At 64.4% G+C, this 22,766-nt stretch carries 22 protein-coding genes, 1 tRNA gene and 1 pseudogene; 13 read left to right on the forward strand and 11 right to left on the reverse strand.

All coding sequences use genetic code 11. From position 1 onward, the window contains the following. The first annotated feature begins 40 nt into the window (after positions 1-40). Both VB672_RS21865 and VB672_RS21870 read left to right on the forward strand, forming a co-directional pair. Positions 41-1,573, forward strand: coding sequence for an acyl-CoA carboxylase subunit beta (locus VB672_RS21865; RefSeq protein WP_329786315.1), 1,533 nt, complete (start codon positions 41-43; stop codon positions 1,571-1,573). A gap of 2 nt (positions 1,574-1,575) precedes the next feature. Then, a complete protein-coding gene (locus VB672_RS21870) occupies positions 1,576-2,655 on the forward strand; it encodes a PLP-dependent cysteine synthase family protein (protein ID WP_329786316.1) in 1,080 nt (359 codons plus the stop codon). A gap of 204 nt (positions 2,656-2,859) precedes the next feature. Here the strand turns inward: VB672_RS21870 and VB672_RS21875 are convergent, their stop codons facing one another. Together VB672_RS21875 and VB672_RS21880 are read right to left on the reverse strand one after the other, a co-directional pair. Next, complete coding sequence (locus tag VB672_RS21875) at positions 2,860-3,468, reverse strand: alpha/beta hydrolase (protein ID WP_329786317.1); 609 nt, start codon at positions 3,466-3,468, stop codon at positions 2,860-2,862. Between the two features lie 106 nt (positions 3,469-3,574). Next, on the reverse strand, positions 3,575-4,504 hold the full coding sequence (locus VB672_RS21880; protein ID WP_329786318.1) for a ring-cleaving dioxygenase: 930 nt from the start codon (positions 4,502-4,504) through the stop codon (positions 3,575-3,577). A 322-nt stretch (positions 4,505-4,826) separates the two neighbouring features. Between VB672_RS21880 and VB672_RS21885 the strand changes: the two genes are divergently transcribed. The 5 genes and pseudogenes from VB672_RS21885 (at position 4,827) to VB672_RS21905 (ending at position 8,751) form a co-directional block, all read left to right on the forward strand. Next, positions 4,827-5,237 carry a hypothetical protein gene (locus VB672_RS21885; RefSeq protein ID WP_329786319.1) on the forward strand — a complete coding sequence of 137 codons (411 nt, stop codon included), beginning with the start codon at positions 4,827-4,829 and terminating at the stop codon, positions 5,235-5,237. Between the two features lie 112 nt (positions 5,238-5,349). Next, entirely contained in the window at positions 5,350-7,350 is a 2,001-nt protein-coding gene (locus VB672_RS21890; protein WP_329786320.1) for an acetyl/propionyl/methylcrotonyl-CoA carboxylase subunit alpha, read from the forward strand. A 100-nt stretch (positions 7,351-7,450) separates the two neighbouring features. Continuing rightward, positions 7,451-7,864 (forward strand): annotated as a pseudogene (locus tag VB672_RS21895) (gamma-glutamylcyclotransferase family protein); the annotation flags it as partial. A gap of 176 nt (positions 7,865-8,040) precedes the next feature. After that, positions 8,041-8,451 (forward strand): DUF6766 family protein, encoded by a 411-nt coding sequence (locus tag VB672_RS21900; protein WP_329786321.1) that lies wholly within the window; start codon positions 8,041-8,043, stop codon positions 8,449-8,451. A gap of 6 nt (positions 8,452-8,457) precedes the next feature. Beyond that, positions 8,458-8,751, forward strand: a complete 294-nt coding sequence (locus tag VB672_RS21905; RefSeq protein ID WP_329786322.1) for an acylphosphatase — start codon at positions 8,458-8,460, stop codon at positions 8,749-8,751. Here VB672_RS21905 and VB672_RS21910 read toward each other — a convergent pair. After that, on the reverse strand, positions 8,748-9,158 hold the full coding sequence (locus tag VB672_RS21910) for a rhodanese-like domain-containing protein (protein WP_329786323.1): 411 nt from the start codon (positions 9,156-9,158) through the stop codon (positions 8,748-8,750). The two genes, VB672_RS21905 and VB672_RS21910, sit on opposite strands and share 4 nt — an antisense overlap. 71 nt (positions 9,159-9,229) lie before the next feature. Between VB672_RS21910 and VB672_RS21915 the strand changes: the two genes are divergently transcribed. Next, on the forward strand, positions 9,230-9,922 hold the full coding sequence (locus VB672_RS21915; RefSeq protein ID WP_329786324.1) for a DUF599 domain-containing protein: 693 nt from the start codon (positions 9,230-9,232) through the stop codon (positions 9,920-9,922). Further along, a complete protein-coding gene (locus tag VB672_RS21920; protein ID WP_329786325.1) occupies positions 9,915-10,193 on the forward strand; it encodes a DUF3253 domain-containing protein in 279 nt (92 codons plus the stop codon). The genes VB672_RS21915 and VB672_RS21920 overlap by 8 nt, the downstream gene beginning before the upstream one ends. On the opposite strand, the gene VB672_RS21925 is transcribed toward VB672_RS21920, so the two are convergent. The 8 genes from VB672_RS21925 to VB672_RS21960 all read right to left on the reverse strand — a co-directional run bounded on the left by VB672_RS21925 (position 10,157) and on the right by VB672_RS21960 (position 18,397). Continuing rightward, a complete protein-coding gene (locus tag VB672_RS21925; RefSeq protein ID WP_329786326.1) occupies positions 10,157-10,987 on the reverse strand; it encodes a YdcF family protein in 831 nt (276 codons plus the stop codon). The genes VB672_RS21920 and VB672_RS21925 overlap by 37 nt on opposite strands. A gap of 175 nt (positions 10,988-11,162) precedes the next feature. Then, positions 11,163-11,867, reverse strand: coding sequence for a ribonuclease activity regulator RraA (locus VB672_RS21930; RefSeq protein ID WP_329786327.1), 705 nt, complete (start codon positions 11,865-11,867; stop codon positions 11,163-11,165). 93 nt (positions 11,868-11,960) lie between these two features. Beyond that, positions 11,961-12,614, reverse strand: coding sequence for a glutathione S-transferase family protein (locus VB672_RS21935; protein WP_329786328.1), 654 nt, complete (start codon positions 12,612-12,614; stop codon positions 11,961-11,963). Positions 12,615-12,733: 119 nt separating this feature from the next. Next, positions 12,734-13,906 (reverse strand): isovaleryl-CoA dehydrogenase, encoded by a 1,173-nt coding sequence (locus VB672_RS21940; protein ID WP_329786329.1) that lies wholly within the window; start codon positions 13,904-13,906, stop codon positions 12,734-12,736. 187 nt (positions 13,907-14,093) lie between these two features. Continuing rightward, on the reverse strand, positions 14,094-15,521 hold the full coding sequence (locus tag VB672_RS21945) for a calcium-binding protein (protein ID WP_329786330.1): 1,428 nt from the start codon (positions 15,519-15,521) through the stop codon (positions 14,094-14,096). Positions 15,522-15,672: 151 nt separating this feature from the next. Continuing rightward, on the reverse strand, positions 15,673-16,476 hold the full coding sequence (locus VB672_RS21950) for a glycoside hydrolase family 25 protein (RefSeq protein ID WP_329786347.1): 804 nt from the start codon (positions 16,474-16,476) through the stop codon (positions 15,673-15,675). A gap of 186 nt (positions 16,477-16,662) precedes the next feature. Continuing rightward, the gene (gene mgtE / locus VB672_RS21955; RefSeq protein ID WP_329786331.1) at positions 16,663-18,087 is read right to left on the reverse strand and encodes a magnesium transporter; all 1,425 of its coding nucleotides are present in this window, start codon (positions 18,085-18,087) and stop codon (positions 16,663-16,665) included. Between the two features lie 225 nt (positions 18,088-18,312). After that, positions 18,313-18,397: transfer RNA gene (locus tag VB672_RS21960), tRNA-Leu, on the reverse strand. 255 nt (positions 18,398-18,652) lie between these two features. Between VB672_RS21960 and lipB the strand changes: the two genes are divergently transcribed. From lipB to VB672_RS21980, 4 genes are all read left to right on the forward strand, one after another. Beyond that, positions 18,653-19,387 carry a lipoyl(octanoyl) transferase LipB gene (gene lipB / locus VB672_RS21965; RefSeq protein WP_329786332.1) on the forward strand — a complete coding sequence of 245 codons (735 nt, stop codon included), beginning with the start codon at positions 18,653-18,655 and terminating at the stop codon, positions 19,385-19,387. An 89-nt stretch (positions 19,388-19,476) separates the two neighbouring features. Continuing rightward, positions 19,477-19,854: a hypothetical protein gene (locus VB672_RS21970; RefSeq protein ID WP_329786333.1), complete on the forward strand. Its 378-nt coding sequence runs from the start codon at positions 19,477-19,479 to the stop codon at positions 19,852-19,854. A gap of 113 nt (positions 19,855-19,967) precedes the next feature. Next, on the forward strand, positions 19,968-21,575 hold the full coding sequence (locus VB672_RS21975) for a carboxyl transferase domain-containing protein (protein ID WP_329786334.1): 1,608 nt from the start codon (positions 19,968-19,970) through the stop codon (positions 21,573-21,575). A 55-nt stretch (positions 21,576-21,630) separates the two neighbouring features. Beyond that, a complete protein-coding gene (locus VB672_RS21980) occupies positions 21,631-22,461 on the forward strand; it encodes a protein-L-isoaspartate O-methyltransferase family protein (protein ID WP_329786335.1) in 831 nt (276 codons plus the stop codon). Positions 22,462-22,766 lie beyond the last annotated feature (305 nt).

Genomic DNA, 22,766 nt, shown 5'->3' on the forward strand with positions numbered 1-22,766 from the left:
AAGCGGGGAGAAACTTTCCCCCGGCATCCAGGGATTTCCGATGAAAGACATGCTTGAACGGCTTGAGGAGCGGCGTGCGCAGGCTCGCCTGGGCGGTGGCGCGAAGCGCATCGAGGCGCAGCACGGCCGCGGCAAGCTGACCGCCCGGGAGCGCATCGAGCTCCTGCTCGACAAGGGCTCCTTCGAGGAGTTCGACATGTTCGTCGAGCACCGCTCCACCGATTTCGGCATGGAGAAAGTCAAGATCCCGGGCGACGGCGTCGTCACCGGCTGGGGCACCGTCAATGGCCGCACGGTCTTCGTCTTCGCCAAGGACTTCACCGTCTTCGGCGGCTCGCTCTCCGAGGCGCACGCCCAGAAGATCATCAAGATCCAGGACATGGCCCTCAAGATGCGCGCCCCCATCGTCGGCCTGTTCGACGCCGGCGGCGCCCGAATCCAGGAGGGCGTGGCGGCGCTCGGCGGCTACGGCGAGGTGTTCAAGCGCAACGTGATCGCCTCCGGGGTGATCCCGCAGATCTCGGTGATCATGGGGCCTTGCGCCGGCGGCGACGTCTATTCGCCCGCCATGACCGACTTCATCTTCATGGTGCGCGACCGCTCCTACATGTTCGTCACCGGCCCCGACGTGGTGAAGACCGTCACCAACGAGACGGTCACCTCGGAGGAACTGGGCGGCGCTAAGGTCCATACCACCAAGTCGTCCGTGGCCGACGGCGCCTACGACAACGACGTGGAGGCGCTGCTGCAGGTGCGTCGCCTTATCGACTTCCTGCCGGCCAACAACATGGACGGGGTGCCCGAGATCCCGAGCTTCGACGACCCGAACCGCACGGACGCCAGCCTCGACACCCTGATCCCGGAGAACCCGAACAAGCCCTACGACATGAAGGAGCTGATCCTGAAGGTCGTGGACGAGGGCGACTTCTTCGAGATCCAGGAATCTTATGCCCGGAACATCATCACTGGCTTCGGCCGCGTCGAGGGTCGCACGGTCGGCTTCGTCGCCAACCAGCCGATGGTGCTGGCCGGCGTGCTCGACTCGGACGCCTCGCGCAAGGCCGCGCGTTTCGTGCGCTTCTGCGACGCGTTCAACATCCCGATCGTCACCTTCGAGGACGTGCCGGGCTTCCTGCCGGGCACGGCGCAGGAATATGGCGGCCTGATCAAGCATGGGGCGAAGCTGCTCTTCGCCTATTCTGAGGCCACGGTGCCGCTGGTGACGGTGATCACGCGAAAAGCCTTCGGCGGCGCCTATGACGTGATGGCGTCCAAGCACATCGGCGGCGACGTGAACTACGCCTGGCCGACGGCGCAGATCGCCGTGATGGGCGCCAAGGGCGCGGTGGAGATCATCTTCCGCCAGGACATCGGCGATGCGGACAAGATCGCGGCCCGCACCAAGGAATACGAGGACCGCTTCATGTCGCCCTTCGTGGCGGCGGAGCGCGGCTACATCGACGAAGTGATCATGCCGCATTCGACGAGGCGGCGGATCGCCCGGGCGCTCGCGATGCTCCGCCACAAGGAGAGCGAGCGGCCCTGGAAGAAGCACGATAATATTCCGCTGTGATCATGGCTGCATCCTGTCCCCGCACCTGGGTCTCGACCGCCATCCAGATCATCGAAGCGGATTTCAACCGCTCGTCGGATACGCACCTGCTGCGGGTGCCGCTGCCGGCCGCGCCGGGCATTGAGCTGTATCTCAAGGATGAATCGACCCATCCCTCGGGCAGCCTCAAGCACCGTCTGGCGCGCTCGCTGTTTCTCTACGGGTTGTGCAACGGCTGGATCGGGCCTCGGACCACTATCGTCGAGGCCTCGAGCGGGTCGACCGCCGTGTCCGAGGCGTATTTCGCCCGCATGCTTGGCCTGCGCTTCATCGCCGTGATGCCGCGTTCCACATCGGCCGAGAAGATTGCGCAGATCGCCTTCTATGGCGGCGAGAGTCATTTCGTGGACAGCCCGGCCGAGATGTACGCGGAGAGCGCGCGGCTCGCCGAGGAACTCTGCGGCCATTACATGGACCAGTTCACCTATGCCGAACGGGCGACCGACTGGCGCGGCAACAACAACATCGCCGAATCGATCTTCAGCCAGATGACGCACGAGGAGCATCCGATCCCGACATGGATCGTGGTCGGAGCGGGGACCGGCGGTACCTCGGCGACGCTCGGCCGCTATATCCGCTATCGTCGTCTGCCGACGAAGCTCGCTCTCGCCGATCCGGAGGCTTCGGTGTTCCATCGCCATTTGGCGGACCGGGCCGTGTGTAACGTTTCGGGACCACCCTCGGTGATCGAGGGCATCGGCCGTCCCCGGTGCGAGCCGTCCTTCGTGCCGGAACTGATTGATCGTGCTTTTGCCGTGCCGGATGCGGCGAGCATTGCAGCCGCCCGCGTGCTCTCCCGCCGCATCGGCCGCTCCTGCGGCGGCTCGACCGGAACCAACCTGTGGGCGGTCGCTCAGATCGTTGGCGAGATGGTGCAAAATGGCGAGCGGGGTTCGGTCGTGACGCTTCTGTGCGATTCAGGCGAGCGTTATCGCAGCACGCATTTCGACGATGCATGGCTTGTGGGGCGCGGCATCGACATCAGGCCGGCCGAGGAAGCCATGGAACGGTTCTTCGAGACCGGGGTTCTCGGCTCGTCTTAAGACGTGGATGGCCGGTACAAGCTCGGCCATGACGAAGAGGATGTCATCCCCGGCGCACGCAGTGCGGGAAGGGGATCCATAGCGCTGAGCCTGACAGTGGATTCCCTTCCCCTCCGCTGACGCTCCGGCCGGGAATGACACTTTCAAACTCTCAACGTCATGGCCGCACTTGTTGCGGCCATCCACGTCTTCAACCGCCGTACATCATCGGCCAAACCACTTCACGAGCAGCTGCAGGTCCGTCTGCGACAGGTTGTGACCGGTCGGCAGAACGTCGTGCTGAACTTCTGCGCCGGAGCCCGAGAGAGACGCCGCGAGCTGCTTCGCATTGTCGGCCGGAACGATCGGATCCATCGCGCCGGAGACCATCAGGATGCGCTTCCCCGAAAGATCCGCCTGCGGTGCGCTCGACAGCGGCACCATGGTCCGCAGCAGCGCTGCGCCGGACAGCGCTTCCGGCCGCAGCTGCAGCATCGCGGCCGCGATGTTCGCCCCGTTGGAGAAGCCCACCGCGATGGGTGCCTCAAGCCCATAAGTCTTGCGGGCCTCGGCGACGAAATCCGCTAGCTCGTTTGCTCGCAGCCTCACGTCTTCCTCGTCGAACACGCCTTCCGCAAGTCGCCGGAAGAAGCGGGGCATGCCGTTCTCCAGGATCTTGCCGCGCGGGGAGAGCAGGGCGGAGCCCGGGGAGATCATGCGCCCGAGGCCCAGGAGATCGTTCTCGTCGCCACCGGTGCCGTGGAGCAGCAGAAGCGGAGGACGGTTCGGGTCCGTGGCGGGCTCGAAGCGATGGATGAAGGACAGATCGGTCATGATTTCGTCTTTCTCCCCCTCCCATCCGGATCGGGTGTTCCCGACCCGGACATTCTCAATGCCGAAGTCGGGAGCACCCAACTTCGGTGCAGGAGGGGGCTTTTGTTCAGGCCAGTTCAGGCAGGTGAGATTCGATTTCGCTGCGCCGGGGCTCCAGGAAAGCGGGGAGCTTCAAGGCACCGCCGAGGCTGTCCTGAGGCTCGTCAACGGCGAAACCGGGCTCGTCGGTAGCGATCTCGAACAGGATGCCGCCCGGCTCGCGGAAATAGACGGACCGGAAGTAGTTGCGGTCCTTCTGCTCCGTGGTCTGCAGGCCGTGGTTCTCGGCGAGCTTCTTCACCATCTCGGCCTCGTCGGCGTCGTCCTTGGCGCGGAAGGCCACGTGATGGACGGAGCCGCCGCCCATCCGGCCCGGCAGGAAGCCGCCGGCGCTGCGGATGTCGACCGTGCTGCCCATGAGGGCGTCGGTCTTGTAGCGGACGAGGGAGCCGTCGCGGGCGGTCTCGCTGAAGCCGAACACGTCGGTCAGGATGGCGCCGGTCCGCTCGCCGTTCTCGACGAGGAGCGTGACGCCTTCCAGGCCGCGAATGGCGTGCTCTGCCGGGATGCCATCGACCGTCCAGGCGGGCTCGCTCTCCGCATTCGGAGCGCCGACAAGCGCGAGGCTCGTGCCGTGCGGATCCTTGAAGGTCAGTACGCTCTGGCCAAACCGCTTCTCCACGGTGCCATGCTCGACGCCTTGCTCGATGAACCGATGCGCCCAGAAGCCCAAAGATGTCTCAGGCACGCGGAACGAGGTCTCCTGCGTCGAGCCGATCCCGTTGCGTCCCGGCGCGACATGCTCCCACGGGAAGAACGTCAGGATGGAGCCGGGTTGCCCGAGGCTATCGCCGAAATACAAGTGATAGGTGCCCGGATCGTCGAAGTTGACGGTCTTCTTGACGAGGCGCAGGCCCAGCACGCGGGTGTAGAAATCGAGGTTGCGACGGGCGGGGCCGGCGATGGCAGTGACGTGATGGATACCGTGGTGCCGCATGGGATTATTCCTTAACGGGCGAGCGCGGATTGCGCTGCGTTGTCGAGAACATAGGTACCACCGAGGGCCGCTGAAGTGTGGAAAGGGTGACCTTGCGGGATTGCAAAGCTGTCACGTCCCTTGCGGGCAAATCCGCGTAATTCCAGGAGAATCCGTCTCGGCAAGATTCCGGCAACCAAAGTCTCTCAACAACGCTTAACCTCAACGGCGATTCAGGATCTCGTGTTAACGGTTTAAGCCTGCCATCCGTGTGAGAGTCCGCCTCAGACAAGCGATCAACCGGCAGTCAGCCAAAGAAAAGCCGGCGGGAGTCAGACGGATGATGAAGGTTCAACTTCGCGATTTCATCGACAGGATCTCCGAGACCAAGCAAGTTTCGGACGAAGACGTGAAGATGCTTCAGGACGAGATCCTGGACGGCGGCATCACGAGCCGCCTTGAGGTCGAATCTCTGTTGGCGCTCGATCGCGTCGTCGATGCCGGCGAGAGCTGGGGTCCGGCACTGAGCAGGCTCGTGGTCGATTTCGTCGTCTGGAACCGGGCACCGCACGGCGTGGTCAGCAACGACGACGCCTTCTGGCTCGCCACCCTGCTGGAGATCAGCGGCCCCTCTCCGAACGCCATGGACATCGCTTACGCCATTCTGGACGAGGCCGGCTACGTCGACGTGGCGCTCCTCGACTTCATCATGCGCGGACGCCAGCAGGCGAGGCTGTCCCAGATGGCCGCCTGAGGACAGCGCCCCATCTAACGCTAAATGCTGAATGAAGCCCCGCTTCCCCAAGGCACGGATGTGCAGTAACGGAGGTGGGGCTTAATAGTTTGGGTGGAGCGTTCGAGGGTTCATGTTCGACAAGATCCTGATTGCGAACCGGGGCGAGATCGCGTGCCGGGTCATCAAGACCGCCCGGCGGATGGGCATCAAGACTGTGGCCGTCTATTCCGATGCCGATCGGGATGCCCTCCATGTGGAGATGGCCGACGAAGCCGTCCATATCGGACCGGCCGCGGCCGCCCAGTCCTACCTCGTGATCGAGAAGATCATCGAGGCGTGCCGGCAGACCGGCGCCCAGGCGGTCCACCCGGGCTACGGCTTCCTGTCCGAGCGCGAGGCCTTCCCCAAGGCGCTGGCCGAGGCCGGAATCGTCTTCATCGGGCCCAACCCCGGCGCCATCGCGGCCATGGGCGACAAGATCGAGTCGAAGAAGGCGGCGGCGGCCGCAAAGGTCTCCACGGTTCCGGGCTATCTTGGCGTGATCGAAGGGCCCGACCAGGCGGTTCAGATCGCGGGCGAGATCGGCTATCCGGTCATGATCAAGGCCTCGGCCGGCGGCGGCGGCAAGGGCATGCGCATCGCCTATTCGGCCGACGAGGTCGCCGAGGGCTTTGCCCGCGCCAAGTCGGAGGCAGCCTCCTCCTTCGGCGACGACCGGGTCTTCGTCGAGAAGTTCATCACCGATCCGCGCCACATCGAGATCCAGGTGCTCGGCGACAAGCACGGCAACGTCATCTATCTGGGCGAACGCGAGTGCTCGATCCAGCGTCGCAACCAGAAGGTCATCGAGGAGGCGCCGAGCCCGCTCCTCGACGAGGAGACCCGCCGCCTCATGGGCGAGCAGGCCGTGGCTCTCGCCAAGGCCGTGGGCTACGATTCCGCCGGCACGGTCGAGTTCGTGGCCGGCCAGGACAAATCGTTCTATTTCCTCGAGATGAACACCCGCCTTCAGGTGGAGCATCCGGTGACCGAAATGATCACCGGCATTGACCTGGTCGAGGAGATGATCCGGGTCGCCGCCGGCGAGCCCTTGAGGCTGACGCAGTCGGACGTGAAGCTGAAGGGCTGGTCGGTGGAAAGCCGCATCTATGCGGAAGACCCGGTGCGCAACTTCCTACCCTCCACGGGACGGCTCGTCACCTACCGGCCGCCGAACGAGGGCGAGCGGGATGGCGTCACGGTGCGCAACGACACCGGCGTCTACGAAGGCGGCGAGATCTCGATCTATTATGACCCGATGATCGCCAAGCTCGTGACGCACGCGCCGACCCGCCTCCAGGCCATCGAGGCTCAGGCCGCGGCGCTCGATGCCTTCGCCATCGACGGCATCCGCCACAACATCCCGTTCCTGTCGGCCCTGATGCAGCATCCGCGCTGGCAATCGGGCAAGCTGTCCACCGGCTTCATCGCCGAGGAGTTCCCGCAGGGCTTCAAGGCGCCGGCGCCGGAGGGCGAGGTGGCCCTGCGCATGGTGGCGGTCGGAGCTGCCATCGATCACCTGCTCAACGAGCGCAAGCGCCGTATCTCGGGCCAGATGCGTCCGGCTGCAAGCGTGCGGTTCGACCGCGAGCGGGTGGTTCTCCTGGGCAAGGAACGCCATGAAGTCGTGATCGAGGACATCGAGGGCGGCTTTGCGGTCCTCGTCAACGGTCAAGCCTGGCCGGTCGTCTCGGGCTGGACGCCCGGGCAGCCGGTCTGGACCGGCACGGTGGGCGGTCAAGCCATCGCCGTGCAGGTGCGGCCGATCCTGAACGGCTTTGCCCTGGCCCATGCCGGCGCCTCGGCCGAGGTGCGGGTCTATACCAGGCGCGAGGCGGAATTGGCGGCCCTGATGCCGGAGCGCCTGGAGGCCGATACGGGCAAGCAGCTTCTCTGCCCGATGCCCGGGCTGGTGAAGGTGATCAGCGTCGCTCAGGGCCAGGAGGTCAAGGCCGGCGAGCCCCTGTGCATCGTCGAGGCGATGAAGATGGAGAACGTGCTGCGCGCCGAGCGCGACGGCACCATCTCCAAGATCCATGCCAAGGAGGGCGACAGCCTGGCGGTGGATGCCGTCATCATGGAGTTCGCATAAGCGCCGCCCTGACACCTGAGGTTTCTCAGTAAAAGTCTCTGGACGGCCGGCTTTTCGCCGGACTCCGATCGTATGCCATGAGGAACGACAGAGAGAGCCGATGCCCCTCTATTTCGCCTATGGCTCCAACATGGACCGGGCCGCCATGCTCCAGCGCTGCCCGGCCTCGAAGCCGGTCGGCATCGCGCGGCTCATGCGGCACCGCTTCATCATCTTCGATGAAGGATACGCGACCGTCGTGCGGGATCCGCAGCGCGCAGTCTGGGGCATGGTGTGGGACTTGGCTCTCGCCGACGTGCCCGCCCTCGACCGCTATGAGAGCCTGTCCACCGGCCTCTACAGCAAGGTGGTTCAGCCGGTCGTGACGGAGCAGGGACCACGCCGGGCGATCGTCTACATCGGACGGAGCGCCAAGCCCGGCACGCCGTTGCCAGGCTACATGGAAGGCGTGGTGGAAGCGGCCCAGCATGCCGGCCTGCCGGAGGATTACATTCGAAGCCTGGGTGTGTGGCTGCCCAAGACGCAGGCCTCAGCGCCGACGCCACAAGAGCCTAAGGTCCGCCCCCTCTGGAAGGCTCCTTCCGGCTCGGTCCTCAAGGCTCGCTGAACCAGCGAAGCCTCGTTCTGAGAACCTTTGCCGTATACACGCGTTGGATTGTTATATCATCCATATGTGTAAGAGGTTGGATCATGAACACGAAAACCCATTCGATCTGGAAAGCCTACGGCTATGCCTGGGTCACCCTGGGTTTCTTCATCATCTCCTTGATCGGCCACTGGCTGTTCGGCTGGTTCGCCTATGTCAGCGAGCAGCAGGCCCATGCCCAGCCGATTCAGTTCCCCGAGTATCTCGTCGAGATGTCCCGGGATACGTTCGAGAACTGGCAATCCGAGTTTCTGCAGCTCCTCTGGCAGGTTGGAGGGTTGGCGATCCTCCTCTATGTCGGCTCCCCGCAATCGAAAGAGGGCGACGACCGGATGGAAGCGAAGATCGACGAGATTTTGCGCAAACTGGACCCGCAGAACGGCGAGCGCATTATTCAGGCGCTGGATGAGGATTACGCCGGGCGCCATACCGATGCCCGCCACGCACACCGTTGAGAGACGATGGTCGAGAACCGAACGTCACACGTTCTGATCCACGGACGCGTCCAGGGCGTGAGCTTTCGCGCCTGGACGCAGCATCAGGCGGAACTGCACGGGCTCAAAGGCTGGGTGCGCAACCGGCGGGACGGCACGGTCGAGGCGGTGTTCTCGGGGCCCGGAAACCTCGTCGAGGTCATGCTGAAGGCCTGCCAGGGGGGACCGGCCGGCTCGAGAGTCGAAAAGGTCGAGATCCTGAATCGCGGCGATCCCGAATTCGACCCGTCCGGTCGATTCGAGATTCGCGGAACGGCTTAACCCTTCGAAATCTCCCTGGTCTCGACAGGACCGCCCGCTTCCTTCCAGGCGGTGAAGCCACCCTCCAGATGGGCGACCGGGCTCAACCCCATGTCCTGCGCGGTCGCCGTGGAGAGCGCCGAGCGCCATCCTGCGGCGCAGAAGAACACGAAGGTCTTGTCCTGGGCGAAGACCGGCTTGTGATAAGGGCTTTCCGGATCGATCCAGAATTCCAGCATGCCGCGCGGGCAATGCACGGCTCCCGGTACGCGCCCCTCCCGTTCGAGCTCCCGCGGGTCGCGCAGGTCCACGAACACCACATCCTCGCGGCCGTGCAGGGCCAAAGCCTCGGCGACAGGCAGCGTTCGGATCCTTGCATTGGCCTCGTCGAGCAATGTCTTGTAGCCGCGGGTGATGGTCTGAGGCATACGGATCGTTCCCCCTATGAGCCCTTCAACAAACTGGGCATGATGGCTGTGGAGTCAACCGGAGGCGAAGGGTGCTGGGTTTCACCAATCTCGATTACGTGGCGCTGGCGTTTTTCCTCATCGCCTGGGTCGGCTATCACGCCGCGCTCGAACTCACGCCTGCCGGGCAGAAGAGCCTGAACAAGATCATGAACCAGTACCGCTACCGCTGGATGGAGCAGATGGTGGTGCGGGAGAATCGGATCGTCGACACGACGATCCTGGCCTCCCTCATGAACGGCACCGCCTTCTTCGCTTCGACCTCGCTGATCGCCGTCGGCGGCGTGCTGGCCCTCCTGCAATCCACTGACTCGGTGCTTCCCGTCTTCGCGGACCTGCCCTTTGGCGAACCTCCGACGCGTCTGGCCTGGGACGTGAAGGTGATCGGGCTTGCCGTGATCTTCGTCTATGCCTTCTTCAAGTTCGCCTGGTCGTACCGGCTGTTCAACTACATGGCGATCATCGTCGGGGCGGTGCCTGTGCTGAAGGAGGCGAGCCGCGAGGAGGCGCTCGCCGTCGCCCATCAGGCCGGTGCGATGAACGCGGTGGCCGGCAAGCATTTCAACCGGGGCCAACGGGCATTCTTCTTCTCGCTCGCCTATCTCGGCTGGTTCGTGAGCGCCTATCTCTTCATCGCGGCGACCGCCGGCGTTCTCCTGGTCATGTGGCGGCGCCAGTTCCTGTCGGATGCCCACGACGCAGCCGTGAGGCCATCCGATGTCTAAGAGCGCGACGCCCGAGGAACTGGAGGCCGCCATGCTGTCTCTTCTCGATGAGCGCGGCCCCGGCAGGACGATCGGCCCGGCCGATGTGGCGCAAGTCCTGGGCGGCAATCAGCCGGAGGGATGGGGACCCTTGATGCAGCCGGTCCGGAAAGTGGCCGTGCGCCTCATGAAGGAGGGGCGGATCGTGATCCTGCGCAAAGGACGTCCGGTCGATCCCGACGATTTTCGCGGAACCTATCGGCTGGCGCTGCCACCGGCTGCGGAGCCCTGAGGTCCCGGGAAGAGTTGCGACGTGCGGTCCGTCGCGTAATAACCGATTAGACCGGCCCATTCCTTCGTGCCCAGATCGAGCCGCCGCAGGCCCTCCGAGATGGAGGCGAAGGGGCGATGGTTGTTGCTGCCACCGCCGGTGCGGAAATCGACCGGGTAGGGCGTGACCGGGAATCCCGCCTTCTCGAACACGCCGACGGCTCGCGGCATGTGCCAAGCGGACGTTACGAGAAGCCAGCGCTCGCCTTCCCGAGGTTTAGCCAATTCCTTCGAATAGGCCGCATTCTCCGAAGTCGTGCGCGAGCGATCCTCCACCAGGATGCGGGCCGGATCGACGCCGACGCTCTTCAGGTAGGCCGCGATGATGGGAGCCTCGGCCGCGCCGTCGCCGAAGACCGTGCCGCCTCCGCCCGAGATCAGGATGCGGGCAGCAGGATAGCGGTGGGCGAGCTGGATCGTGTCGAGCACGCGCTCCGCCGATTCATTGGAGACGATCATGCCGCGCGAGGCGGAATCCGCGGCTTCGACCGAGCCGCCGAGAAGGATGATGCCGTCCACCGGCTTCCCATCGTCCCGAAAGGGCAAGAACCGCTCTTCCAGCGGGAGCAGGATGTAGCTGGCGACGGGGAGAAGGCCGAACGCGATGGTCGCCAGGGCGAAGACGAGGCTGATCCCGATGCCGAACCGACGCAGCCGCCTGAACAGAGCGAGGATCAGCCCCAGCAGGATGAGGCTGATCAGGAGATTGGATGGCGTGGCGAAGAACCACACGATTTTCGAGACATAGTAGAACACCCGCTGTCCTCAGATTTGGTGCAAGGCCAGACATTCACTTCCGCCGTCATCGCCGACCTTGTGCCGGTGATCCCGATCGTCTGAGGCGCCGCGCCTTTCCAATCGGGATGGCCGGGACAGGCCCGGCCATGACATACGGAGGGTGTCCGCGGAGGACACGCGAAGCTCTCTTGGCTCAAGCCTTGTTCAACTCGGCCTCGTAGCGGGCCTTGGTCTCGGCATTCGGCGGATAGAGACCGGGGAGGGGGACGCCCTTTTCGACCTCGCGCATCACCCAGAGCTCGTAGTGCTCCTGCGCCAAGGCGGCCTTGGCGACCTCTTCCACCAGGGCGGCGGGGATCACCACGACGCCGTCGCGATCGGCGACGATCACGTCATCCGGGAAAATAGCGACGCCGCCGCAGCCGATGGGCTCCTGCCAGCCCACGAAGGTCAGACCCGCAACGGACGGCGGCGCGGCCACGCCCGCGCACCAGACCGGGAGGTTCGTGCCCTCGACGCCGACCGCATCGCGCACCACGCCGTCCGTGACAAGGGCGGCGACGCCCCGCTTCTTCATGCGGGCGGTGAGGATGTCGCCGAAGATGCCGGCATCCGTGACGCCCATGGAATCGACCACCGCAATGCAGCCTTCCGGCATGTCCTCGATGGCGGCGCGGGTGGAGCGCGGGGAAGCCCAGGATTCCGGCGTCGCCAGATCCTCGCGGGCGGGCACGAAGCGCAGGGTGAAGGCGCGGCCGACCATCTTTTCCGTGGCATTGAAGGCCGGCATCGGCCCCTTCATCCAGCAGCGGCGGATACCCTTCTTCAGCAGCACGGTGGTGATCGTGGCCGTGGAGGCGGCGCGCAGGGCATCGGCGATGGTCTTGTCGAGGGTCATGGCTGTTTCCTGATGATGCGATAGGCTTTCATAACGGGCCCTGGGCCTGCAGGCTACCGCAGCGACGATCTTCGAACGCAAGCCTGCCGTGCATCAATCTCGGTCGGGGGCGCCGAGCGGAAAGAACGGGCGATAGGGCCGGGCCTCGTCCACCGCGCGGGCAAAGGAGGAACGGGCGAGGAGCGTCTGCCGATAGTTCCGGACGCGTGCGAAGGCCTCGCCGATGGGATGGGCCCAGTCGGCGTAGAACAGCGATGGAGCCGCCGCGCAATCGGCCAGGCTGAACGTGCTGCCGGCGGCCCATTCACGCTCGGCGAGCGTCCCGTCGAGCCAGCCATAGGCCCGGTCGAGCATGGTCCTGGCCTCCGCGACGCCGAAGGAGTCGCGATCCTGCTCCGGGCGGATGCGATCGGCGACGATCTTCTGCATCGGCGTCATGACGTAATTGTCGAAGAAGCGGTCCATCAGCCGTACCTCGAGAGCCTCCCGGGGATCCTCCGGAACGAGGCGGACCGGCCCGGGGTGGTGGAGCCCGAGATGCTCGATGATGATGCTCGCCTCGATGACGGTGCGGCCCCTGTCCACGAGCACCGGAAACTTCTTGATCGGCCACAGAGCCTCCAGCTCGGCGCCGCTCTGCTCGTCGCCGAGCGTCCGGTATTCGAACGGCGTGCCGTTCTCATACAGCGCGATCAGGACCTTCTGGCAATACGACGAGAAGGGATGGGCATACAGCGTCAGGGTCATCGGGGCCTCGCGGCTGTCAATGAATTCCTCACTGTAGCCGGTTCGGCCAGAAGGAGAAGCACTGCTCAAGCTTTGCCGAGGCGGCCAGGGATTATTCCTGGTCGCCCAAGGGCGGCTTCTCACGCCGTCTTGGCGAACAGCTCGCGGCCGATCAGCATGCGGCGGATCTCGCTGGTGCCGGCGCCGATCTCGTAGAGCTTGGCGTCGCGCAGCAGGCGGCCTGTCGGATAGTCGTTGATGTAGCCGTTGCCGCCGAGGAGCTGGATCGCGTCAAGGGCCATTTTGGTGGCGTTCTCGGCCGCGTAGAGGATGGCGCCGGCCGCGTCCTCGCGGGTGGTTTCGCCCCGGTCGCAGGCCTTGGCCACCGCATAGACATAGGCCTTGGCGGCATTCATGGTCACGTACATGTCGGCGACCTTGCCCTGCACGAGCTGGAACTCGCCGATGGCCTGTCCGAACTGCTTGCGCTCATGGATGTAAGGCAGCACCACATCCATGCAAGCTTGCATAATGCCCGTGGAGCCAGCCGCCAGCACGGCGCGCTCATAGTCGAGGCCGGACATGAGCACGTTGACGCCCCGGCCGACCTGGCCGAGCACGTTCTCCTCCGGCACCTCGCAATCCTCGAACAGGAGTTCGCAGGTGTCCGAGCCACGCATGCCGAGCTTGTCGAGCTTCTGGTGGGTGGAGAAGCCCTTGAAGCCCTTCTCGATGAGAAAAGCGGTCATTCCGCGCGGTCCTGCCTCCGGGTCGGTCTTGGCGTAGACGACCAGGGTGTCGGCCGTGGGGCCGTTGGTGATCCACATCTTGTTGCCGTTGAGCACGTAGCGGTCGCCGCGCTTTTCCGCGCGGGTGCGCATGGAGACCACGTCGGAGCCCGAGCCCGGCTCGGACATGGCCAGCGCCCCGAGATGCTCGCCGGAGATCAGCTTCGGCAGGTAGCGGCGCTTCTGATCGTCACTGCCGTTGCGGCGGATCTGGTTGACGCAGAGATTCGAATGGGCCCCGTAGGACAGGCCGACGGAGGCGGATGCCCGGGAGATCTCCTCCATGGCGATCACGTGCTCGAGGTAGCCGAGGCCCGCTCCGCCATACTCCTCCTCGACCGTGATGCCGTGCAGGCCGAGATCACCCATCTGCGGCCAGAGATCGCGCGGGAACTGGTTGGTACGGTCGATCTCCTCCGCCCGCGGGGCGATCTTCTCCTGGGCGAAATCGCGCACGGTCTCGCGGATGGCGTCGGCGGTCTCGCCGAGATCGAAATTGAAGCCCTTGGCGGCGTTCGGCAGCATCGTATCCTCCCTGTTCCATTCGTCGACTCGCAAGAGTACGCGATGGATCGCTTTTCTCGACGATCATTTTGGTCAGCATTGCTGCCCTTATCAAGCGGGAAGCGGAGAAATTTGCTCGAAGGGAGACAACCGAAAAACTCCCCGGCCTGGGCCGGGGAGTTTGAATGGGTCGCTTCTGCTCTTTCGGTCAGAGAATGAAGTCGCTGAGCTTCAGCAGCTCCGGCTTATTCTTGAGCTGGATCTGGAACTCGGCCGCCGCGTCCTTGTCCGTGTTGCCGGAGAGGATGCCCGTCTTCTTGTCGTAATGAAGCTGTCCGGCCTTGGAGAAGGGCTTCTTGCCGGTGAGAAGGGCCTTGAAGGCGTTGTCGCCGGCAACCTTCGTGTTGGCATCGATCCCGCTGAGGTCGATGACATTGGTCCCGGCCTCAAAGTGATCGATCTTGGAGCGCGTTTTCCCAAGCCCTGCGGCGCGTGCGCTCGCGAAGCTGAAGACCTCGGGAGAGTCGATGTCGACTGGGCTAACGTCCCCTCCAGCATCTGACGATGGCGGGCAAGGACCTGAGAGATCCGGTTCTTGGGTGACCGGTTCTTGCGGAAGCGGAGGATTCTCTGGGACGGGGGCAGGATTTTCCGCTTCAAGAGAGATGGCCTCGGCCCATATCTCCTCAACGGTCCAGTAACGCCCGGGGATCGACCAATCCTTGACATAACCGCCGAGCCAGAGGTGCTCGATGGAGCCCATTAACGGGGCGCCAGGTGTTTTGTTGAAGAATTCCTGAATAGTCAGCTTGCTGTTATGGGTCGAGGTGATGATCAGGTCGGAGCCTCGGCGCTCGAATTTCGAGACGATGTAAGAAACAAGCGCGGTATCGTTCCCTTCCTGGTCGAAGAGAATGTCGGTTCCGCCGTACTCTTCCATCTTGTACAGATCGTCTCCGGTGCCGCCTTGGAGAATATTGTCGCCGCGACTGCCCAGAAGGGTGTCGTTGCCCGCACCGCCCAGCAGGGTGTCATTCGCGAAGTAGCTGTGCAGGTAGTCGTTGCCAGCACCGCCATCCAGCAGGGTGGGGAGCCCGGTCGGATCGGCGTAGAGGAACTCGTCTTCCATGGAGGGCCACGATTGCTGCAGGGCGTTCAAAACATCGCCCATCTGCCATGTGACGCTTTCTTCGAACGGAGAGAAGGAGTTGAACTTCAGGGCCTCGACATGGCCACCGTTCTCACCCGTGACGAAATAGTTTCGGACCGTCACTTTGAAGGTGGAAAAGACCAGGTAGAGATCGTTGCCCGAAGGGTCGGCCGTGCCCCCTGCGCCCACCCGATAGACGCCTTTCAGCGCGTAGGGAGCGAAGTCGATTGTATCGGTGCCGCCAACGTCGTTGATCAGATATGTACTGGCGCTGCTCGTCAGCACATACCGATCGTCGCCCAAGCCGCCTTCGAGAGTATGGTTCCCGACAGAGGCGACCAGCGTATCGTTGCCGGCTCCCGTCCGCAGAAGATCATTGCCTAAATAGGCCTCTAAGACATTGTCACCATCGGTCCCCTCGATAGTGTCGTTGCCTGCCGTGGGGCGAGGGGCTGTCGGATCTGGGCGCGGGATATGAAACGGCATCGTCGAGCTCCATAAGTCTCAAAGCTGCGACAATTAAGCACCGTTATATTGTATCGTCAACGGGTCTCAGGGCTGTAGTTAGCATAATATACCCATGGTTTATTTGGGCAGGCTCGCCTGTGCGTGAGAATGTCGGGATCTGCCTTCCCTCTTACTCCGCGATGCTCGCGGTCTGCACCGCATCCATGTCACGGCAGACGCCCTGCTGGCTCAGGCGGCCGTGGTCGCGGGGGTCGCAAGCGCTCTGGACGAACATGCGCCACTGGTTTTCCGTGCCGTAGAACGTGTTGCGGTCCACGTCGCCCTTCACGCCGGGGACGCGCCCCGTGGTCGTGAACTGCCAGAAGGTCCAGCGGCGGTTGTTGTAGCGCACGTGGGGCTCGGCCGCCGTGCTGCGGATCCAGTAGGGATAGTCGTTGTACTCGCCTTCCAGGATCTCCTTGTGGAAGGTGATGTCAGTGTAGATGATCGGCCGCTTGCCCGTATGGGCTTCCATCTCGCGCAGCATCACGTCGATCATGGCAAGCGCCTGCTCGCGCGGAACCTTCTTTGGGCAGTTCACCGATTGCCCGTTCCACTCCACGTCGAGCACCGGCGGGAGCGCGTCTGGGTCCTGCGGAACGTTGCGCTTGAACCAGGCCGCCTGCTCGTGGGCCGGACGGCACCAGTACACGAAATGGTAGGCGCCGCGGGGCACGCCGGCCTTCTTGGCCTCCCACCAGTTTTCGTGGAACTTGCTGTCGATATGGTCGCCGCCCTCGGTCGCCTTGATGAAGGCGAACTTCGTGCCGGCCTGGCGCAGAGCCGCCCAGTCGACGTCGCCCTGCCATTTGGAGATATCGACCCCGTGGATCGGCAGCCTGTGGGCCGTCGCGACACCATCGTGCGGGCGGGCGTCGCCCTTGGTCGGGTAGCGGCTGGACGAGGGCATGACCGCGCAGGAGGCAAGCCCCATGGCGACGGCGGCGAGCGCGCTGAACCGGGCGGCCCGGACGAATGTCTTCAGGCCGGAACTCTTGGAGCGGCTGGAGGAGCGGCGGCGAGTCTTCATCGGTTCAACTGTATTGTACGCAGGACTGGATCGCACCAGAGATGCCGTAAGAGCGTTAACAGGCCCTTACGACAGGAGCGCGAAACAAGCTTACAGATGAAACCAGGCCGTTGCGATACCCAAAAAGGCGAAGAAGCCGACGATGTCCGTGATGCTGGTGACGAACGGACCTGACGATACGGCAGGGTCGACCCCGAGCCGGTTGAGGGTCAAGGGGACGAAGATCCCGCCGAGCGCTGCGAAGATCAGCACCGTGACGAGGGCAAGGCCGATGACGAGGCCGAGCTGGGGGGACTGGAACCAAAGGCCCGCTATCGTCCCCAGGATCACGGCGAAGACGAGCCCGTTGAGCAGGCCGACCGCCGCCTCCCGGCGGATGATGCGCCAGGCATTGGCGCGGCCGAGTTCGCGGGTGGCCAGCGCCCGGACGGCCACCGTCATGGTCTGGGTGCCGGCGTTGCCGCCCATGGAGGCGACGATCGGCATCAGGATGGCGAGCGCCACCATCCGTTCCAGGGAATCCGAGAAAAGCCTGATGACGCTCGCCGCCAGGAAGGCGGTGCACATGTTGGCGAAGAGCCACGGGAAGCGGCTCCTTTGGATGTAGAGGATCGTATCCGAGAGCTCTTCGTCCGATTTCACGCCGCCGAGCTGCTTGATGTCGGCGTCGGCCTCTTCCTCGAGCACGTCCACGATATCGTCGACCAAGATCACGCCCACGAGACGGCCCGCTTCGTCCACCACGGCGGCGGAGACCAGGTTGTAGCGCTCGAACAGGCGCGCCACCTCCTCCTGATGCTCGGTCGCCTCCACCCGGTCGGGCTCGGCGTTCATGATGTCCTGGATCGTGACCGGGCGCTTCGAGCGCAGCAGCCGGTCCAGGGGAACCGATCCGAGCAGACGCGCCGCCGGATCGATGACGAAGATCTCGTAGAAGGTTTCCGGCAGTTCCTCCGTCTCGCGCATGAAGTCGATGGTCTGCCCCACCGTCCAGAACGGCGGCACGGCGATGAACTCGGTCTGCATGCGCCGTCCGGCGCTGTCCTCGGGGTAATCGAGGGAGCGCTGGAGCGCGACGCGCTCGATCGCCGGAAGCTGATCAAGAACCTCCGCCTTCTCCTCTTCGGGCAGACTCTCGAGAATCGTGATCGCGTCGTCGGAATCGAGCTCGCGCACGCCCTCGGCGACGGTCGCCGTCTCGAGCTCCTCGAGGATTTCCTCGCGGACCGCCTCATCCACCTCGGTCAGGGCGGCGAAGTCGAACGACGTGCCGAGGAGTTCGATGAGGCGAGGGCGCTGATCCGGCTCGAGCGCTTCGAGAAGATCGCCGAGCTCGGATTCGTGGAAGTCTTCGACGAGCTTCTGCAGGCGCTCGACCTCCGAGGCCTCGATGGCATCGGCGGCGGCGGCCAGGAATTCCGGATTGAGCTCGCCTTCCTCGTCCCGGAACGGCGGAGTTTCAGTTTCAGGCCCATCGGGCTTCGGAAGCGGCGTCTTGTCTTCGACTTCCAGCATCAGCCGTCCTCTGAAGGTGGGTTGCCCGCCTTTTAGGGGCGTGCGCCGGCTCACGCAATGCGCCCAAAAGACTTTCTCGGAGAATCGGTTATCGACCGTTCCTGCCTGGTTGATTCAGGAACCTGAAACAGGGGTTCAAGCCGCCTGCGGCACAGGCCGGATATGGTCAACAAAAAAGGCCCCGGAAAGGGGCCTTTTCGTCTTCGGCACGAGAGTGCCGAAAGTTGGTGCGGTCAAGAGGACTCGAACCTCCACGGGTCTCCCCGCTACCACCTCAAGGTAGTGCGTCTACCAATTCCGCCATGACCGCGAACTCGGTTTCAGGACTGGTTTTCCTGAAGAGGTGGCCGCTCTAGCAGATCGATTGGGCCGCTGCAACCCCCTCCTTGGCGCGTGCGGCGGTTGATCGGAGCGAATGCCTCGCCTGCCGACCGCGGTATAGGCGATAAGCGGCTGTCACGACTATATAGGCGGGAGTTTGATGAAGGACGCACGCTTGGGCCGTGTGCCTTCGAGAGGCTGAGAGCTTTCCCGCTCTGCTGCCTGCGAGATTGAGGGTGAATCGGTGTCGAACCTGCGAGACAGCCTGGCCGTTCAGTTCCACGCCGAAGCCGGTTCCGCACCCGTGGAGTGGCTGATCACCGACGGTCTGGTCGGCTATGAGGAGGCGGTCGCCTTCATGGAGGCCCGTGCCGAGGCGATCGCGGCGGGCGAGGCCCGCGAGCTGGTGTGGCTCGTGGAGCATCCCCCGCTCTATACGGCGGGGACATCGGCCAAGGCGGCGGATCTCGTGGAACCGGATCGCTTCCCGGTCCATCAGACGGGGCGGGGAGGGCAATACACCTATCATGGCCCCGGCCAGCGGGTTGCTTACGTCATGCTGGACCTCAAGCGGCGGGCTCCCGATCTGCGCCGCTACGTGACGGCCCTGGAGGCTTGGCTCATCGCGACGCTCGACGCCTTCAACATCCGCGGCGAGCGGCGGGAGGATCGGGTCGGCGTATGGGTGCAGCGGCCGGACAAGGGCGAAACCGCCGAGGACAAGATCGCCGCCATCGGCATCCGGGTCCGGCGATGGGCCACGTTCCACGGCATCAGCCTCAACGTGGAGCCGGATCTCTCGCATTTCACCGGCATCGTTCCCTGCGGCGTGACGGAACACGGAGTCACGAGCCTCGTCGATCTCGGCATACCGGTCACGATGCCGGAGGTCGATGCGGCGATGCGCAGGGCCTTCGAGGGGATTTTCGGTCCGACCGAGCGGGTGGAGGCACCGTTGCTCTTGGGCCACGGCGTCTAGGTTTTTCACACAGGATACGGCAAGGCTTCTCCCCAAGGCCGGTTCATGCTCTAAGCTGGGGCAAACGGCTGATCATTGGCGGAACCTCCATGCAACGCGTCCTTCTTGCTTCCCTTGTCGCTTTGGCTGCCTCGGCCTGCGCCGTCCGGCCCGAGCCGGCGGAACTCGTCAAGATCGTCGATTCGCCGGCGGATGTGCGGGTCTGTACCCGCCTCGGCGAGGTGAGCCCCGTGACGCCCACGACTCCCGGAACCCACAGGCCGGTCAATATCGGCTTCGGCGTCACCCTCGGCCGTTCCACCTTCGGCTATGCGACCGAGGACATGCTCCAGGCGACCATCGCGCTCGGCGGAACGCATCTCTATCTGCAGCAGGTCTCCCACGACTGGTCGCTCGTGCGCGGCATCGCCTATCGCTGCGGACCGGGCGTCGTGCGTCAGGAAACGGTCATTCGTGCGAAAGGCTGACGCGGCACCCCGCTGAAGCCAGTTGCGCGGACTCCCCGGTTCTAGGTACTGACGTTTCGGCCCCGCGGCTTGCCGCCGCTGAAGGGCCGAGAACAAGACCAAGGGAGACCGCCGTGCCCGTCATCGCCACCTCTGCCGACCTGACCTCGGAATCCGCGCGGTCGAACCGTGCCGCCTGGGCGGAGCTCGCGCAGGATCTCCAGGCCAAGCGCCAGGCCGTGGCGGAAGGCGGTCCCGCCAAGGCCCGGGAGCGGCACCTCGCCCGCGGCAAGCTCCTGCCGCGCGAGCGGGTGATGCGCCTCCTCGATCCGGGCGCTCCGTTCCTGGAACTCGGCTCGCTCGCCGCTCACGGCATGTACGAGGACGCGATCCACGGCGCCGGCATCATCACGGGCATCGGCCGCGTCGAGGGCCGCGAGGTCATGATCGTCTGCAACGATTCGACGATCAAAGGCGGCACCTATTACCCGATGACGGTGAAGAAGCACCTGCGCGCCCAGGAAGTGGCGCGCGAGAACCGTCTGCCCTGCATCTACCTGGTCGATTCCGGTGGCGCGAATCTGCCGCATCAGACGGAGGTGTTCCCGGACCGGGAGCATTTCGGCCGCATCTTCTACAACCAGGCGACCCTTTCGTCGCTCGGCATTCCGCAGATCGCCTGCGTCATGGGCTCGTGCACGGCGGGCGGCGCCTATGTGCCGGCCATGTCGGACGAGACGATCATCGTGCGCCGCCAAGGCACGATCTTCCTCGGCGGACCGCCCCTGGTGAAGGCGGCGACGGGCGAGGTGGTTTCGGCCGAGGATCTCGGCGGCGCGGACGTCCATGCCCGCCAGTCCGGCGTGGCGGATCACTACGCCACCGACGACGTTCACGCCCTTGCCATCGCACGCCGCATCGTCGGCACGCTGAACACCCGCAAGAGCATCGATATCGATATCGCCGAACCGGTGGAGCCGAAATATGCGATTCAAGATCTCGACGCGATCGTGCCCACCGACCTCAAGAAGCAATACGACATCCGCGAGGTGATCGCGCGCCTCGTCGACGGATCCGAGTTCGACGAGTTCAAGCGCCTGTACGGCACGACGCTTGTCACCGGCTTTGCCCGGATCTGGGGCATGCCGGTCGGCATCATCGCCAATAACGGCATCCTGTTCTCGGAGAGCGCCCAGAAGGGCGCGCATTTCATCGAGCTGTGCTGCCAGCGGCGCATCCCGCTGCTCTTCCTGCAGAACATCTCCGGCTTCATGGTCGGGCGGCAGTACGAGGCGGGCGGCATCGCCAAGGACGGCGCGAAACTCGTCACCGCGGTGGCCTGCGCCCAGGTGCCGAAGATCACGCTGCTGGTCGGCGGCTCGTTCGGCGCCGGCAATTACGGCATGTGCGGCCGCGCCTATTCCCCGCGCTTCCTGTTCACCTGGCCGAACTCGCGCATCTCGGTGATGGGCGGTGAGCAGGCGGCGAGCGTTCTCGCCACCGTGCGGCGCGACAACATCGAAGCCGAGGGCAAGGCCTGGAGCGTGGACGAGGAAGAAGCCTTCAAGGCGCCGATCCGCGACAAGTACGAAAAGGAAGGCTCGCCCTACTATGCTACCGCACGGCTCTGGGACGACGGGATCATCCTGCCGTCGGAGACACGCCGCGTCCTGGCTCTGGCCTTCTCTGCAGCGTTGAACGCGCCCGTTCCCGAGACGAAGTTCGGCGTGTTCAGGATGTAGCGAAACCGGCCATTCGGATTTGGAACCCGCGCGACCGGAAGCGGATTTTTCAGGTATGCCCCAGGACGGGTCCGACCGCCATCGCAGAGATTACGCCGCGCAGGTTGCCCGGCTGGCAGGCGTTCGCGACAGGCGCATCGAGGAGGCCTTTGCGGCTGTCCCGCGGGAAGACTTTCTGCCGCCACTGCCCTGGACCGTCATCAGCATGGGTGTCGCGACCCGAACCTCCGACATCGCTGAGATCTACAGCAATGTCCTGGTGGCGATCGACCGCGAGCGCGGCATCAACAACGGCGAGCCCGCGCTCCATGCCGAATGGATCGATGCGGTCAGTCCGCAGCCCGGCGAGAGCGTGATCCATGTGGGTGCAGGCACGGGCTACTACACGGCCATCCTGGCCCGGCTCGTTCAGCCGAACGGGCATGTCGAAGCCTTCGAGTACGAGACGGACTTGGCCTCCCAAGCGGCGCGCAACCTGTCCGCTTATGCCAATGTGACCGTTCATGCGGCTTCCGCCTTCGGCCGGGTCCTGCCGAATGCCGACATCATCTACGTCAACGCAGGCGTGATTGCGCCGGACGTGCAGTGGCTGCGGGCGCTGAACCCGGGAGCACGCCTGATCTTCCCCTGGCAGCCGCACAAAGGCTGGGGACCGGCCCTCCTGGTGACGCGGCGAGGGCGAGGGTTTTCGGCGCAGTCGCTCATGACGGTCGGGTTCATCTCCTGCAGCGGCACGTCCGAGCGGATCTCGGTGAGTCGGCTGCCGACCGAGTCCGACGTTGCTGCGGTTCGATCCATCTGGATCGGGAGCGAGCGCCCGCCTGATTCGAGCGCCGTCGCCGTCTACGACGACGTCTGGTTCTCGTCAGAAGAAATTGGCGCCTGAGATGGCGCGATCAGAGACAGGCATCGGCTCGACTAGGGCTTGGCGCCGCAGGATCAAGCGGAATTCTGTCCCAAAATTGTTGCGGCCAAGCAACACCCTCAAACCTTCAACATCTTGCCTCTCTTGGCCCAAGCTCCGCCGCGATGCCGCCATAAACCGAGCGCTACACCTGAAGCAGATTAAAGTGCTTCAAAACCAAAGCTTTACGGTGCGATCCCTGGGGCAAAACCTGGATTAAGTCTGTTAGCTGATCCTTCGTAAGGATCGTTGCATCGGTGGCGTGGCACGTGGCAGATCACGGGAGT

This window comes from Microvirga sp. CF3016 (genome assembly GCF_036314085.1).
Classification (GTDB): domain Bacteria; phylum Pseudomonadota; class Alphaproteobacteria; order Rhizobiales; family Beijerinckiaceae; genus Microvirga.